This window comes from Actinoplanes sp. NPDC051859 (genome assembly GCF_044452725.1).
Lineage (GTDB): Bacteria > Actinomycetota > Actinomycetes > Mycobacteriales > Micromonosporaceae > Actinoplanes.
Genome location: NZ_JBITBX010000007.1, coordinates 312,288 through 326,946, shown reverse-complemented (window position 1 = coordinate 326,946; position 14,659 = coordinate 312,288). Strand labels below are relative to the sequence as shown.

The window sequence follows — 14,659 nt, the reverse complement described above, 5'->3', positions numbered from 1 at the left end:
TCGGCTACCGGTCGATCCTGACCAGGCGTCCCATGCGCTCGTCCTCGAGCAGCTGCCGGTCGGCGTCGACCATGATGCGGACCAGGTCCGTGAAGCCGGTCTTGGGAACCCAGCCCAACTGCTCGCGGGCCTTGCTGGCGTCACCGATGAGCGCATCGACCTCGGTGGGGCGCATGTACTGGGGATCGATCTGGACGTGCTTCTCCCAGTCGATGTCCACCATCGCGAAGGCCGCATGCACGAATTCGCGGACCGTTCGTGCCTCGCCCGTGGCGATGACGTAGTCGTCCGGCTTGTCCTGCTGCAGCATCAGCCACATCGCCTCGACGTACTCCGGCGCGTAGCCCCAGTCCCGGACAGCGTCAAGGTTGCCCAGGAAGAGCGTGTCCTGGATACCGGCCTCGATGCGTGCCACCGCCCGGCTGATCTTGCGGGTCACGAAGTTCTCTCCGCGTCGCGGGCTCTCGTGGTTGAACAGGATGCCGTTCGAGACGTGCATATCCCAGGCTTCGCGGTAGTTGACTGCGGACCAGTACGCGAAGACCTTCGAGCATCCGTACGGGCTGCGCGGGTGGAAGGGGGTGGTCTCGCGCTGCGGCGGGGGAGTGGAGCCGTACATCTCCGAGGAACTGGCCTGGTAGACCCGGCAGTTCACGCCGGCGATCCGGATCGCCTCCATGACCCGGACTGCACCAAGGCCAGTCACGTCGGCTGTGTAGCCGGGAACGTCGAACGAGACCCGCACGTGGCTCTGGGCGCCGAGGTTGTAGACCTCGTCTGGCTGGACCTCACGGATCAGGTGGACGAGCGAACCCATGTCCCCGAGGTCGCCGTAGTGCAGGAAAAGACGGGCGTCGGGGTGGCGGGGGTGCACGTCGACCCGCTCGATACGTTCGGTGTTGAAGCTCGACGAGCGCCGCTTCAAACCGTGCACGACATAGCCCTTGTCCAGCAGCAGCTCCGCCAGGTAGCTGCCGTCCTGGCCGGTGGTACCCGTGATGAGAGCGACCTTCGGCATACCATTCACCTTCTGAGTTCGGTGTCAGCTGACACTTTGAGCGGACGCGCGGGCACGCCGACCACCGTGGTGTTCGGCGGCACGTCCGTGCGGACCAGGGCCCCGGCGCCGACTACCGCGCCGGCACCGATCCGCTTTCCTTCCAAGACCGACGCCCCTGCGCCGATGACGGCGGCCTCACCGATCTCGGTGAACCCGCCGACCGTGCAGCCAGGCAGCAATGTGGCGAAGTCGCCGATCACGACGTCGTGGCCCACGGCGACATTGGTGGAGACATGGGCGTGACTTCCGACGGAGATGCCGGTGGTCAGTACCGCCCCCGGCCAAATGATCGAACCGGGCTTGCGGCTTGTATCCGACCCGATGACGGCATTCGGATGCGCCACAGCCGGAGCAGACCTCGCCGAGACTTCCGCTGCTCCTGCCAGACGACGCCGGACTCGTCCGTCACCGATACCGATGAGAAATCCGACCTCATCGGGTGCCTCGGTGAACCAGGAGTCATCACCGAGCCGGGGTGCGGGAAGCGGCTTCCCGGTTTCCCCCGCAGGGCCGATGAACCCGATTAGCGCGAGTGCGGGATCGGTGCCCGCGATCCAGGCGACTTCACGGGCATGTCCCGAAGCGCCGAGTACGACGAACTGCATAGGAGACACGGTCATGATTCCCCGGCCCTCGGAGCGGATCGCGCCACGTCGAGAATGTTGCGAACGGTCGTCGTCTTCTTCCAGTCGCGATATGCCCGGGCAGCGGCTGAGCGGTTCTGTTGCCGTTCGGCCGCCGACATGGTCGATAGCCTTTTCAACTCCAGACCGAATTCCTCGACAGAGCCATCGGCCAGGGCGCTTCCGCCACCCCCTTCCAACACCTCGGTCCACGGCGTCGTGTCGGTACAGATGACCGGGCAGGAGGCGGACAAACTCTCCGCGATGGCGTGGCCGAAGTTTTCCCCCGTTGTGGGGAAAACGAAGGCGTCGTAATCCGAAAATGTCTTGCGAACGTCTGCGGGCGCTAATTCGCCGCGGTAAGCGACCTGAACCTCGTTCGGTAGCTCGGCGATGATGGCTTGGCAGCTAGCCCAATATTCTTGATTCTCGATCGGGCCCCAGATATCAAGATCTACTGGATTGGCGACATGCCGCAAGGCTTCGAGTGCGACGTGCAGGCGCTTGTTGATGACGATCCGACTGACATAGACCAGCCGGGCGTGGTCTGCGGAGGGCAGCCCATCAGTGATCGGCTCGTCCGGCAGGGCGGTCTGGTTGGGTACAAGGTGGACGACGTCAGCGGGGAAGTTGCGGCGGATGTCCGCGATTTCATGTTCTGCCGTCGCGTGCCACTGCACCTTGAGGAGCCGAAGGACTCGTTTCCATGTCGGCAGCAGCGCGCGCTTCTTTCCGGCTTTTACTGAGAGAGCTCCATCGGAGAATTCGCCTCGTGGCGCGATCAGGATCCGCCGTACCTGCAGGATTCGGATGAGAGCAGCAAGCAAAGGTGCGACCGTCGTCCTGACAGCCCAGAAACTGTTGACATACATCAGGTCGAAGGGCGTGGTGCGTAGGTCGCGCCAGAGCCGCCACCACTGCGCAGGGCTTGCGGTGTCCAGGTAGAAGATCTGCGCGGTGCCGCGCTGGAACCACTGGCCGGAAAGGCCTGGGTAGGGCTCGGTCGCGCCTTCATCTCGGTCCCGGGTGACGAGGCGCAGCTCGACGCCCTCCGGCACGGTATCGACGATCTGCGCGATGGAGCGGATCGGTCCGCCGCCCCGAAAGCCGGGCTCGAAGGCGCCGGACGTCATTAGCACGCGGTAAGCGGACTGTTCCGGTGCACTCATGCGCTGGCCGAGGGCTGGCGGATACCGGACCAGGCGCTATGGCGGCGCACGGTCGACAGGATGAACCGCACCGTTCGAGCCGAGGTGTTGTCGATCGCGTAGTCGGCGGGCACGGTTACGTCAGAACCGGCTGTCGTGATCGCTCCGACAGACTCGACGACGCCGTACGGGTCCAGGCCGGTCATGATGATCGCGCCGGTGTCGAGGGCTTCCGGACGCTCGATCGAATCCCGCAGCGTTACCGCGGGGAAGCCGAGGATCGACGACTCCTCGCTGATCGTGCCGCTGTCGGACAGCGTACATTTCGCCTTCGTCTGCAGGTGGACGTAGTCGAGGAAACCGAACGGCTCGTGGAAGACGATGTTCGCGAGCGAGCTCGGATCATCCGCGCGCTCTTCGAGCCGCTTCCGGGTACGCGGATGGGTCGAGACGAGTACCGGCAGACCCCACCGGTCGCGGACGGCCCGGAGGCAGTCGAGCAGCTGCCCGAGCCGTTCCGGATCGTCGACGTTTTCCTCGCGGTGGGCGCTCACCAGGAAGTATTCGCCTGCGTTGAGGTCGAGCCGGTCGAGGACCTGGCTGGCTTCGATCTTCGGCCGGTAGTGTTCCAGCACCTCCCGCATCGGCGACCCGGTGTGCATGATCCGGCGCGGGTGCAGGCCTTCGGCCAGCAGATTCCGGCGGGCGTGCTCGGTGTAGACCAGGTTGAAGTCGCTAACGTGGTCGACCATTCGCCGGTTGGTCTCCTCCGGCACATTGAGGTCAAAGCAGCGGTTCCCGGCCTCCATGTGATAGACCGGCACCTTCATTCGGCGGGCCATCAACGCGGCGATGCAGCTGTTCGTGTCGCCCAGGACGAGCAGCGCATCGGGCCGCTCCTCCTTGATGGCCTCCTCAACGCCTGCCAGCACCCCGCCGAGCACGCGGCCCAACGAAGACGTGTCGACACCGAGAAACCGATTCGGCTTGGGCAGCTCGAGTTCTTCGAAGAAGACGTCGCTGAGCATGGGGTCCCAGTTCTGGCCGGTGTGGACCAGAACGTGGTCGACGGTTTCGTCGAGGCAGCTGATCACCCGGGAGAGTCGGATGATTTCGGGCCGGGTGCCGACGACGGTCATCACCTTGGTCATCGTTTGCGTCCTCCAGTGATGGCGGCGGCGATCAGCATGTCTTCGAGCTGGTCGATACCTGCTTGGCGGGACATCTGGGTTCGGTAGACCTCGAGGGAGCGGCGGGCCATCGCGGCGCGCTCGTCGACGGACAGCTTGGCGGCGTGCTGGAAGCGCTCCGCCAGGGCACGCCAGTCGTCCGGTGGGGAGGCGAGCCCGACGCCGTGGGTTTCCACCAGCGTTGCGCAGTCGCCGGGGACGGAGACCACGACCGGTGAGCCGCAGGCGAGCGCCGCTTGCAGCTTGGAGGGGACCGTGCCGCGGAAGATGGGCTTGTCGGCGAGGCTGACCAGCTGGAAGTCGGCAGCGGCGTAGAGCGCGGCCATCTCGTCCATAGGGAGGCGACCCAGGAAGCGGACGTTGTCGGCGCCCAGCTCGGTGACCAGGTTTCGGGCCGCCTGCTCCTCGATGCCGGATCCGGCTAGCACCAGGTCCATCTCCCGGCGCTCGGAGAGGCTTGCGGCAGCGCGTACGGCGGTGGGGATGTTCTGGAAGGGGCCCATCGCTCCGGCGTACATGACGGTGCATCGGTCGCGATGGCCGATGACGCGCCGGGCTTCCGGGCTGAGCGGGACCGGGCGGAAGACGTCCTCGTCGGCCCAGTTCAGCACCACCCGCGTGCGGTCGGGGTCGGCGCCGCGCTCGATCACCATGTCGCGCATGGTCGGTGCGATGACGGCGACTCCGGCGGCGGAACGGTAGACGCGGCGCATGACCGCGTGCAGCGCGCGTTCGACGGAGCGGCCGATCGCGCCGGACGGCGCCATCGACGACTGGGTGACGGACTCGGGCCAGAGGTCCTGGACGTGGATCACACTCGGGACGCCGCGCAGCAACTTGAGCAGCGCCGGTGCCGCGAACACCGTGGCGGGGGTCAGGTAGACGTAGACCGCGTCGACGTCGGCGAGGAACTGCCAGGCGGCGGCCGTGCTGGTCGCTGCGAACGACAGGTAATTGGCCGCACGCCGGACCGGGGACGAGTCATGGCTTGCATACAGCGGGACTCGCCGGACGGTGACGCCGTCCTGCCGGGAGGCATGGCCCCAGCGCTGACGGAAGCCGGGATAGATCTTGCCGTCCGGGTAGTTGGGGAAGCCGGTCAGCACCCGGACGTCGTGCCCGCGGGCGACCAGGCCGTCGGCCAGGTTCGCGGGGATCGACGACGGCTCCGGTGGATACCACTGCGAGATGATGCCGATCTTCATCGCACCGGCTCCGGGTAGGTGTCCGGGTTGGCCGGGTCGAAGAGGTCGTTGGACCAGAACAGCGTGGTCAGCTCGCTGTCGCCGACGTTGGTGATGTCGTGCGCCCACATGGTCGGCATGTCGACCACGACCGGCTCCTCGCCGGATACGCGGAAGGTCAGCACCTCGTCGTGCAGGACGCGCCGCAGGCGAATCTCGGCTTCGCCGCGGACGACGACGAACCGTTCCACCTTTGCCAGGTGGAAGTGCTGGCCGCGGGTGATGCCGGGAACCGTGGACGAGCAGAACGTCTGCCCGCCGCCGCCGTGCACCTTGACGGTTTCGACCAGGCTGCCGCGGGCGTCCGAGTGCCGGGTCAGGCCGTACGGCGCCGGGGCCAGGTGGGAGCGGTACGTGTTGAACAGGCGTACGTCGAACCGGTCTGCCAGATCGGGAATCTCGGCGGTCCGGTACGTGGCTGCGAACCGTTCGAGTTGGTCTGCGAGCTGCTGCACGGTGCGACGCACGGTGGGCTGTGCATCGGTGGTGCCGAGCAGCAGGGCCGCCGCGTCGGTGGCGTGCAGGAGGTCCAGTTCCCGATCACCGCTGATCTGAGGTGTGCCGCCATCGGCGAGGAGCCGGCAGAAGGTGGCGATCACCGAGTTGTAGTGCGGCTGGCCGTGCTCGCCGAAGAGGTTCGGGAGCAGGACGTCGGCGAACGTCGAGCCGAGCCAGCGCGTGGTCTCGGCGAGCTGCACCGCCGCGGTGGCTTTGCCGTCGCCGTAGGCGGTGCCGTTACCCGCCTGGATCGAGTTGGCGAACACCACTGTCTTCGGCGGCGTGGGGCAAGCGCGCAGGCCAGCCATCAGTTGCTGGGCGAGCTGGACGTTGCCCGCGGTGACCTTGTGCGGTTCGCCGCGGTTGATGCCCGCGATGTGGATGACGCGGTCGGCGCCGTTCAGCGCATCTGCGAGCAGCGCTGGGCTGGCCAGCGTCGCGCGGTCCACGATGGTTGGTTCCGGGAAGCCGAGGGCGCGGGCCAGCACGCGGACGTGCCAGCCCAGGAACCCACCGGCGCCGGTGAGGACGAGGGATTCAGTCATGCCGGCACCGAGTCGGGGAGGCGGTCGGCGGCGGCGAGTTGCGCCCGGACTTCCGGCAGCGTCAGCAGCAGCTTTTCCACCTCGGGCACCGTGAGGCGGGGGGCGTTGAACGAGTTGAAGTCGAAGATCTGCTCGCGCTCGGTCTCGCCCTCTTCGAAGTAGAGGGCGTAGTTCAGGTCGCGCGTGTCGAGCGGCACTCGGAAGAAGTCGCCGAAGTCTTCCGCGTGTTCCAGCTCTTCGCGGCTGGCCAGGGTTTCGGCCATCTTCTCGCCGTGCCGGACGCCGAGGATGTTCATCTTGAACGGGACGCCGAAGAGGTTGCATAGCGCTTCGCCGAGGTCAGCGATGGTCGATGCGGGCGCCTTGCGGATGAAGATGTCGCCCGGCCGGGCGTGGTTGAACGCGTGCTCGACCAGGTCCACCGACTCGACCAGCGACATCAGGAAGCGGGTCATCTTCGGTTCGGTGACCGTGATGGGCTGGCCGGCGCGGATCTGCTCGATGAACAGCGGGATGACCGAGCCGCGGGAGTACATGACGTTGCCGTAGCGCACGCAGGAGACGTTGGTCGCTGCGTTCGGGTTGTTGCGGGCGTGCGCCTGGGCGACCTTCTCCATGAGGGCCTTGCTGATGCCCATGGCGTTGATCGGCTGCACGGCCTTGTCGGTGCTGAGGAAGACCGCCGACTGGACGTCGTTGCGTTCGCACGCCTCGATGACGTTCGCGCTGCCCAGGACGTTGGTCTTGACCGCTTCCAGCGGGAAGAACTCGCACGACGGCACCTGCTTGAGGGCGGCCGCGTGGAAGACGTAGCTCACGCCGCGCGCCGCCTTCGTCACGGATTCCGCGTCGCGGACGTCGCCGACGTAGAAGCGGACCCGGTCGTCTCGCAGCCGGCGGCGCAGATCGTCCTGTTTCGCTTCGTCCCTGCTGAATACCCGCACCTCAGAAGCCCCGGCGGCCAGCAGCCGGGCCACCATGGTCTGGCCGAACGATCCGGTGCCGCCGGTGATCAGAAAGCGTTGGTCCTGGAGGGAGGGCAACAAGAGGGGATCCTTTCGAGCATCGCTGAAAGACGATCGATTCACCCGAGACCAACGAGGCCTCGGCGGTCGGGTGTCGGACCGGAGCGGAAAGGTTTCGGTCGTCCTGCACAGGCCAACGGATTTCACCGCAAGGGGGTAGGCCGAACATCCTGCGGCCCGCCGTTCCGTTAGTCAGGGATGGCCGAAGTTCGGACACTCCGCGACCGAAGGCGTTGCGCCGGGGGAGTGGTCGCCTTTATCAATCTGCGGACGCCGTCTGGGCGCCTCACTGTCGTTTTAGGGAATCATCAGCGTGCCTGACGAAGATCAGAATCCGTCGCCGAGCGGTCCGGATCGATATTCCTTCACTCCGCCCGCGGACGCGGGGGCGCAGCGCATCGAGTTCAAGAAAGTGCGTCGCGTTTCCGCGGAGTCTGCCGCGCCGAATGCGAAACAGCGGAAGCCGCAGCGGCGAAAGGCTTTCATTTTGGCCGCCGCCGGTCTGGTGGTCGTGCTGGTGCTGACGGTTGGCTGGGTGGGGGTGCAGGGGGTCCGGGCCAAGGGGCACCTGCAGACCGCGGCTGGCTTGTTCTCGCAGCTGCAGCAGCAGATCCGCGCCGGGGAGGTCGCCGCCGCGAAGGGGACGCTGTCTGCTTTGCAGCTGGAGACCAAGGCGGCCCGGGACGAGACGGACGGGGTCGGCTGGGCGGTGGCGGGGAAGCTTCCGCTTTTCGGGGATGACCTGGGCGCTGTGCGTACGGTGGCCAGGGTCTTGGATGAGCTCGCCGCGGATGGCTTGCCGGCGCTGTTGGATGTGGCGTCGGGGTTGGATCCGAAGGCGTTGGCGCCGAAGAACGGCCGGGTCGATCTGGCGTCGCTGTCGACGGCTGCGCCACGGATTGCGTCCGGTCTGGCGGTGATCAAGAAGGCCCGCGCTGACGTGGACGGCATCGAGTCGGACGGGCTGATGGACCAGGTCAGCGCGGCTGTGGGGCAGCTGGCTGACGGGTTGGCGAAGGCTGATCAGCTGGTGTCGACGGCGGACCGGGCGGCGAAGTTGCTGCCGCGGATGCTGGGGGCGCAGGGGCCGCGGAACTACCTGGTGTTGTTCCAGAACAATGCGGAGATTCGGGCGACCGGTGGCATGCCGGGTGCGTTCATCGTGGTGCATGCGGATGCGGGTGCGGTGACGATCACCGACCAGGGCACGGCGGCGAGCGACATGAAGACGTTCGATCCGCCGGTGCAGACGTTGGACGGCGATCAGATTGCGCTGTACACCGACCGGCCGGCGGTGTTTCCGGCGGACGTCAATCTGACGCCGGACTTTCCGACCGCGGCGGGTCTGATTCGGGCGATGTACAAGCAGCGGTCCGGGGTCACCGTGGACGGTGTGTTGGCTACCGACCCGGTGGCGTTGTCGTACCTGCTGCGGGCGACCGGTGCGGTGCAGATGCCGGTGGGGGAGGCGCTGACCGCCGACAATGCGGTGCGGGTGCTGCTGTCGGAGGCGTACGCGAAGTATCCGGACCCGGCGGACCAGGATGCCTATTTCGCGAAGGCGGCGCGGGCCACGTTCGAGGCGCTGATCAAGGGTCAGGGTGACGCCAAGGGCATGGTGACGCAGTTGGCGAAGGCGGCGGGTGAGCGCCGGCTGCTGATGTGGACGGCCGATCCGGCGGAGGAGGCCGCGCTGGCCGGGACCGTGTTGGAGGGGCGGCTGCCCGCCGACGACGCGACGCATCCCACGGTCGGGGTGTTCCTGAACGACGGTACGGGCGCGAAGCTGAGCTATTACCTGAACCACGCTGCCGAGCTGAGCGCCGGGAAGTGTGACGAGGAGGGTGGCCGGGACTTCCATCTCAAGGTGACGTTGGGGTCGACCGCGCCGACCGCGAACCTGCCGGACTATGTGACCGGGCTGGCGTTGACCGGGGACAAGTACACGTCGCGGACCAACCTGATGATTTTCAGTCCGACCGGGGGCGGGGTCGTGTCGGTCACCTCGAACGGTCAGGAAGTCGAATTCGGTTCGGGTCTGGAACGGGATCGGGCGGTGGCGATCGTCACAGCGGAACTGCCGCCGGGGACCAGTAAGACGTACGACGTGACGATTCAGCCGGGGACGCTGCCGGAAAAGGGCGAGGCGGTGCACCCTCGGTTGTGGACGACGCCGGGCGTGCGGCCGTGGCAGCAGGCTGTGCAGTCGGGTGCCGCCTGCTCCTGAAATACCAGGTAGTGCCGTTGTGCCCCATCGCCACGCCGGCGGTGGGGCATTTCGGTAATCCGCTCCGGCTCGCCCATTTATGCCCACGGTATCCGCCATATGGACAGGGTGATGGGGCCGAACTACGCATGTATGCGCGACGCCGCAGCGCGTTGTTTTAATCGACCCCGTAGGCATGCGGGGCCGTTAGTGGAACGGCGTTATCGCATTTCCGCGGCGGCCGCGCTGGGGGAAGACCGTTCGGTATCGAATTTCACTCTGAAGAGGCCGTATGTCATTCGCAGCGCTGATTCGGCAGTCCGACACCCCGGCTACGCGTACGCGTGTCCTCGGCCCCTGGCTGGTCGATGCCGGTGCCTGGGCGCTCGGCCTGGGAGCGGCGGTCTTCGCCCGGTACGACGGTGACCTCGTGGCGGCGCCGATGACCGCCACCGTGGCAGCCGTCGCCGTCGCCGTGGTGCTGCACACGGTGATCGGGCACCAGCAGTTCCTCTACCGCGGCCGGTACGGCTTCGGCACCTTCGAGGAAGTGCGGGCGGTCTTCACCACCGCGCTGGCCGTGGTGCTGGTCCTGTTCGCGATCGATCTGGCGATGCCGGCCCGTCCGGTGCCGCTGAGCGTCACAGTGGTCGGTGGGTCCGTCGCGCTGATCGCCATGTGCGCGGTCCGGTACGTCCGGCGCCTCCAGCACGAGCGCCGGCTGCGCCCCGACGCGCTGCGCGGCACTCCGGTGCTGCTGTTCGGCGCGGGGGCTGCGGGGCAGCGGCTGCTGCGTTCGCTGCTGCAGGACCCGAACAGCCAGTACGTGCCGGTCGGCCTCATCGACGACGACCCGGGCAAGCGGCACCTGCGGGTCAACGGCATCGCGGTGCGCGGCGACCGCAACGACATCGCTGAGGCGTTGGCGTCGACCGGTGCCCGTACGGTCATCTTCGCCGTTGCCAACGTGGACGGCGAGATCATCCGCGAGGTGCGTCGCCGGACGCTGGACGCCGGCGCCTCCTTCAAGGTGGTGCCGTCGTTCACCGAACTGCTGGACGGCACGGTCAGCGCGTCCGACGTGCGCGACGTGAACATCGCCGACCTGCTCGGCCGGCACCAGGTCGACACCGACCTCGACGCGATCGCCGGCTACCTCAAGGGCAAGCGGGTGCTGGTCACCGGCGCGGGCGGCTCGATCGGCTCGGAACTGTGCCGCCAGCTGCACCGCTTCGCGCCCGCCGAACTGATGATGCTGGACCGCGACGAGTCCGCCCTGCACGCCGTGCAGCTGTCCATCCACGGCCGGGCGCTGCTGGACAGCCCGGAGCTGATCCTCGCCGACCTGCGCGACGCCGACGGCATCGCCGCGATCTTCGCCGAGCGCCGGCCGCAGGTGGTCTTCCACGCCGCCGCGCTCAAGCACCTCTCGCTGCTGGAGAACCACCCCGGCGAGGCGGTCAAGAGCAACGTCTGGGGTACGCAGACCGTCCTCGAAGCCTCCGCCGCGGTCGGCGTCGAGCGCTTCGTCAACATCTCCACCGACAAGGCCGCCAACCCGAGCAGCGTGCTCGGCTACTCGAAGCGGATCACCGAACGGCTCACCGCGCACGCCGCCACCACCGGCGACGGGACCTACCTCAGCGTGCGGTTCGGCAACGTGCTCGGCAGTCGCGGGTCGGTGCTCACCGCGTTCGCCGCGCAGATCGCCGCCGGCGGGCCGGTCACCGTCACCGACCCCGACGTGACCCGCTACTTCATGACCGTGCAGGAAGCTGTGCAGCTGGTCATCCAGGCCGCCGCGATCGGCCGCGACGGGGAGGCGCTCGTCCTGGAGATGGGCCGCCCGGTGCGGATCGCGCAGGTCGCGCGGCAGATGGCCGAGCAGGCCGACCGTCCGGTCGAGATCGTCTACACCGGGCTGCGTCCCGGCGAGAAGCTGCACGAGGACCTGTTCGGCGAGGGCGAGGAAGACGTGCGCCCGCTGCACCCGCTGATCTCGCACGTCGCGGTTCCCGCGCTGAACCCGTACGAGGTGCAGATCCTGGCGCCGTACGCGGAGTCCGGCCGGATCGTCCAGTCGCTGAAGGGTCTGTGCACCGGCCCGGCCCGGGTGCCGGTGGGTGCCCACATCGCCCGGCAGGCCGGTCCCGCGGATCTGCGCGAGACGGTCGTGCTGCGGGTGCCGAACCGCTGATACCGGCCTACCCCCGAACGAGAAGAGAAGGATCTATCGTGCTTTCCTCGCAGACCGTCGAGACGCCGGCGAGATTGTCGCGGCTCGGCATGCCCGCCCCCCGGCCCGCCGTGGACGAGCCGACGTTCCGCTACGACGTGGCGGTCGTCGGGCTCGGCTACGTCGGCCTGCCCACCGCGCTCGCCCTGCAGAGCGCGGGCCAGCGGGTGGTCGGCCTGGAGATCAGCGCCGCGCGGCTCACCGAGATTCGCGAGGGTACGGCCGACCTGCTGCCCTCCGACAAGTCCCGGCTGCTCGACGCGCTCGACACCGGCGACGACTTCCGCCTCACCACCGACCCCGCCGAGTGTGCCACCGGCCGGATCGTGCTGGTGTGCGTGCCGACGCCGATCGACCACCACCTCGCCCCCGACCTCGACGCGTTGCGGGCGGCCTGCCGGACCGTCGTGGCCCAGGCGGTGCCCGGGCAGACGCTGGTGCTGACCTCCACCACGTACGTGGGCTGCACCCGCGACTTCCTCGTGGAGCCGCTGCGTGAGCGCGGGTTCGTGGTGGGCAGGGACATCTTCGTGGCGTTCGCGCCGGAACGCATCGACCCGGGCAACGAACGGCACGTGCAGAAGCAGGTGCCCCGGGTCGTCGGTGGCGTGACCCCGGAGTGCGTGCGGCGGACGACCGAGCTGCTGGAGGGCTGCGCCAGTTTCGTGCACCCGGTGAGCAGCGTCGAGACCGCCGAGATGACCAAGCTTTACGAGAACACGTTCCGCGCGGTCAACATCTCGATGGCGAACGAGTTCGCGGACATCAGCCGGGGCCTGGGCCTCGACATCACCGAAGTCATCGACGCGGCGGCCACCAAGCCGTACGGCTTCATGCCGTTCTATCCGGGGCCGGGCGTCGGCGGGCACTGCATCCCGTGCGACCCGCACTACCTGCTGTGGCAGTTGCGCGCCGACCGGGTCAGTTCGCCGCTGATCGAGACGGCGATGCACCAGGTCGCGGCGCGGCCCGGCCGGGTGGTGCAGCGGCTGGTCGAGGTGCTGGGTGCCAGCGGCAAGGCGCTGAGCAACGCCAAGGTCCTGGTGGTGGGCGTGGCGTACAAGCCGGGCGTGGCCGACGTGCGGGAGTCGCCGGCGCTGGAGATCATCGAGCGGATGCGCGCCGCGGGTGCCTCGGTGTCGTTCACCGACGAGCTGGTCGAGTCGATTCTGGTGCCGGGTGGCCGGCTGCGCTCGGTGCAGACCACGGACCCGTCCGAGTGGGACGCCGTCCTCGTGCACACCCTGCACCCGGGCGTCGACTACTCGTGGCTGGCGGACACGTCCGTCCTGCTGGACGCGACCTACCGCCTAAACGAGCTGGTCCACCGCGTGGTGCTCTGAGGTTCAGTGCTCTGAGCTTTATCGCTCGGCGGCGGCTGCGGGACAGGGAGGTCCGGCAGCCGCCGTTTTGTGTGACCGCGGCGCCAAAGCCGACCGGCTAGTGCCGCGGCGAGGAGGACGGCCGCGGCGGCCAGGGCGCCGAGGAACGTGCCCAGGGTGTTGTTGCGGATGTCGGTGATGGATCCGGCTCGGCCGGGGATGAGGTACTGCGCGGTCTCGATCGTCAGCACCAGCAGGAAGCCGTAGGCGGTGGTGCGCAGGACGCTGCGCCACAGCACGTGTCCGGCGAGGCCCAGCGGCACGTAGAGCGCGATGTTCGCGATCTGCTCGGCGTCGGAGGGCGCGGCGGTGAGCAGCGACCAGACCAGGCGCGGCTCGTTCCACTGGGTCAGGAAGTGCGGCGGTACCAGGGTGGGCGCGACCGGCGGCACATAGTTCGGGGTGGCCGTCAGCGCGACGATCATCGCCACCGAGGCGAGCATGAGGTAGCCGGTGATGCGGTGGCGGGCGAACCGGCTCAGCGGCCAGGCGCAGATGAGGCACGCGACGAAGACCACCTGCGGGACCGGGTTGGTGACGAAGGTGGCGAGGCTCTCGGGCGTCATGAAGCCGAAACGGTCGCGATGGGCATTCTTTGCACCCTAGGCGGCCCGGACGGGCAGGGCATGATCGTCGTCACCGGTCCGGGTTAGGCGGCATGGTCAAGATTCCGGTGTGGCCGCCGCCGGGACCGGCGACGGCCACGCGCGGGTCAGTGCATGACCTTGAGGTGCCAGTTCTTGATCTTCTGTACGGACACGTCCTCGCCCGTGCCACCGGTGAAGCCGACGAAGGCCTTCTTGTAGCCCAGTGCCTTGCGCAGGTCGACGTGCTCTTCGAGGATCTTCATCTCGTCGCCGCCCATGGCCTTCACGCGGACCTTGAGCATCTTGGTCTTGGCGTTCCAGGTGATCCGGACCCGGATGTCCTGGCCGAACATCTGGATCGGCGACGGTGCCACCATCGACTGGGTCTCGTCCGAGGCACCATGCATGACCAGGGCGACGTGGTTGTTGTCCACGTCGTTCGGGTTCTTGAAGGTGTCCATCTCGACGGCGACGCTGTGCGTCATGCCGCCGTAGCCGATGCTGCCGCCGTGGCCGCCGATCTCCATCGGGCCGTCGTTCTGCAGGACGAACGCGACGCCGTCGGCGTGGCCGACCGCTCCGGTCATCGAGACGTCGAACCAGGTCTCGAAGGACCACTTCGGGTTGATCTTCATCTTCGACCAGGCGGCGCCGGCCTGGCGCTTGGTGTCGCTGGTGAGCCGCAGCGCCATGCCGTCGACGGCGGTGCTACCCACCATGTGCAGGCCGGGTCCGGCGCTGAAGTCGGAGTGGCTGATGACCTTCTTGGAGCCGGACGGTGCGGCCACCGCGGCCGGCGTCATGGACGTGCCGGCCAGTGCGGCGGCCAGGGTTAAGGCCGCGCACGTTGCCAAGCGCTTTCGCATTGCGTGTTCCCCTCGTACGGTTGGAACGGTCGAAACCACCTTGAACCGC

12 protein-coding genes are annotated in these 14,659 nt (G+C 67.8%); 3 read left to right on the top strand and 9 right to left on the bottom strand.

The genetic code is table 11. The features are described from left to right. Positions 1-4: 4 nt before the first annotated feature. From gmd to ACIA1L_RS20240, 7 genes are read right to left on the bottom strand one after another with little or no spacing between them, the layout of a single operon-like run. Positions 5-1,018: a GDP-mannose 4,6-dehydratase gene (gene gmd, locus ACIA1L_RS20270; RefSeq protein ID WP_396074361.1), complete on the bottom strand. Its 1,014-nt coding sequence runs from the start codon at positions 1,016-1,018 to the stop codon at positions 5-7. Between the two features lie 5 nt (positions 1,019-1,023). Next, positions 1,024-1,665 (bottom strand): NeuD/PglB/VioB family sugar acetyltransferase, encoded by a 642-nt coding sequence (locus ACIA1L_RS20265; protein WP_396074360.1) that lies wholly within the window; start codon positions 1,663-1,665, stop codon positions 1,024-1,026. Positions 1,666-1,676: 11 nt separating this feature from the next. After that, on the bottom strand, positions 1,677-2,816 hold the full coding sequence (locus ACIA1L_RS20260) for a glycosyltransferase family 4 protein (protein ID WP_396074359.1): 1,140 nt from the start codon (positions 2,814-2,816) through the stop codon (positions 1,677-1,679). A gap of 32 nt (positions 2,817-2,848) precedes the next feature. Continuing rightward, on the bottom strand, positions 2,849-3,982 hold the full coding sequence (gene wecB / locus ACIA1L_RS20255) for a non-hydrolyzing UDP-N-acetylglucosamine 2-epimerase (protein WP_396074358.1): 1,134 nt from the start codon (positions 3,980-3,982) through the stop codon (positions 2,849-2,851). After that, a complete protein-coding gene (locus tag ACIA1L_RS20250) occupies positions 3,979-5,226 on the bottom strand; it encodes a glycosyltransferase family 4 protein (protein ID WP_396074357.1) in 1,248 nt (415 codons plus the stop codon). Before ACIA1L_RS20250 ends, wecB begins: the two co-directional genes overlap by 4 nt. Then, a complete protein-coding gene (locus ACIA1L_RS20245) occupies positions 5,223-6,308 on the bottom strand; it encodes an NAD-dependent epimerase/dehydratase family protein (protein WP_396074356.1) in 1,086 nt (361 codons plus the stop codon). Before ACIA1L_RS20245 ends, ACIA1L_RS20250 begins: the two co-directional genes overlap by 4 nt. Further along, positions 6,305-7,354 (bottom strand): polysaccharide biosynthesis protein, encoded by a 1,050-nt coding sequence (locus ACIA1L_RS20240; RefSeq protein WP_396074355.1) that lies wholly within the window; start codon positions 7,352-7,354, stop codon positions 6,305-6,307. Before ACIA1L_RS20240 ends, ACIA1L_RS20245 begins: the two co-directional genes overlap by 4 nt. A gap of 292 nt (positions 7,355-7,646) precedes the next feature. On the opposite strand from ACIA1L_RS20240, the gene ACIA1L_RS20235 reads away from it, so the two are divergent. From ACIA1L_RS20235 to ACIA1L_RS20225, 3 genes are all read left to right on the top strand, one after another. Next, positions 7,647-9,560 (top strand): DUF4012 domain-containing protein, encoded by a 1,914-nt coding sequence (locus ACIA1L_RS20235; protein ID WP_396074354.1) that lies wholly within the window; start codon positions 7,647-7,649, stop codon positions 9,558-9,560. A gap of 271 nt (positions 9,561-9,831) precedes the next feature. Continuing rightward, positions 9,832-11,736: a polysaccharide biosynthesis protein gene (locus ACIA1L_RS20230; protein WP_396074353.1), complete on the top strand. Its 1,905-nt coding sequence runs from the start codon at positions 9,832-9,834 to the stop codon at positions 11,734-11,736. 38 nt (positions 11,737-11,774) lie between these two features. Continuing rightward, positions 11,775-13,118 (top strand): nucleotide sugar dehydrogenase, encoded by a 1,344-nt coding sequence (locus ACIA1L_RS20225; protein ID WP_396074352.1) that lies wholly within the window; start codon positions 11,775-11,777, stop codon positions 13,116-13,118. On the opposite strand, the gene ACIA1L_RS20220 is transcribed toward ACIA1L_RS20225, so the two are convergent. Next, positions 13,079-13,723, bottom strand: a complete 645-nt coding sequence (locus ACIA1L_RS20220) for a VanZ family protein (RefSeq protein WP_396074351.1) — start codon at positions 13,721-13,723, stop codon at positions 13,079-13,081. The genes ACIA1L_RS20225 and ACIA1L_RS20220 overlap by 40 nt on opposite strands. Positions 13,724-13,869: 146 nt before the next feature. Next, positions 13,870-14,610 (bottom strand): L-type lectin-domain containing protein, encoded by a 741-nt coding sequence (locus tag ACIA1L_RS20215; protein ID WP_396074350.1) that lies wholly within the window; start codon positions 14,608-14,610, stop codon positions 13,870-13,872. Between the last annotated feature and the right edge of the window lie 49 nt (positions 14,611-14,659).

Coding starts and splice junctions, on each gene's coding strand:
- gmd (WP_396074361.1), bottom strand. CDS start 1,018: ATGCCGAAGGTCGCTCTCATCACGGGTACCACCGGCCAGGACGGCAGC.
- ACIA1L_RS20265 (WP_396074360.1), bottom strand. CDS start 1,665: ATGCAGTTCGTCGTACTCGGCGCTTCGGGACATGCCCGTGAAGTCGCC.
- ACIA1L_RS20260 (WP_396074359.1), bottom strand. CDS start 2,816: ATGACGTCCGGCGCCTTCGAGCCCGGCTTTCGGGGCGGCGGACCGATC.
- wecB (WP_396074358.1), bottom strand. CDS start 3,982: ATGACCAAGGTGATGACCGTCGTCGGCACCCGGCCCGAAATCATCCGA.
- ACIA1L_RS20250 (WP_396074357.1), bottom strand. CDS start 5,226: ATGAAGATCGGCATCATCTCGCAGTGGTATCCACCGGAGCCGTCGTCG.
- ACIA1L_RS20245 (WP_396074356.1), bottom strand. CDS start 6,308: ATGACTGAATCCCTCGTCCTCACCGGCGCCGGTGGGTTCCTGGGCTGG.
- ACIA1L_RS20230 (WP_396074353.1), top strand. CDS start 9,832: ATGTCATTCGCAGCGCTGATTCGGCAGTCCGACACCCCGGCTACGCGT.
- ACIA1L_RS20220 (WP_396074351.1), bottom strand. CDS start 13,723: ATGACGCCCGAGAGCCTCGCCACCTTCGTCACCAACCCGGTCCCGCAG.
- ACIA1L_RS20215 (WP_396074350.1), bottom strand. CDS start 14,610: ATGCGAAAGCGCTTGGCAACGTGCGCGGCCTTAACCCTGGCCGCCGCA.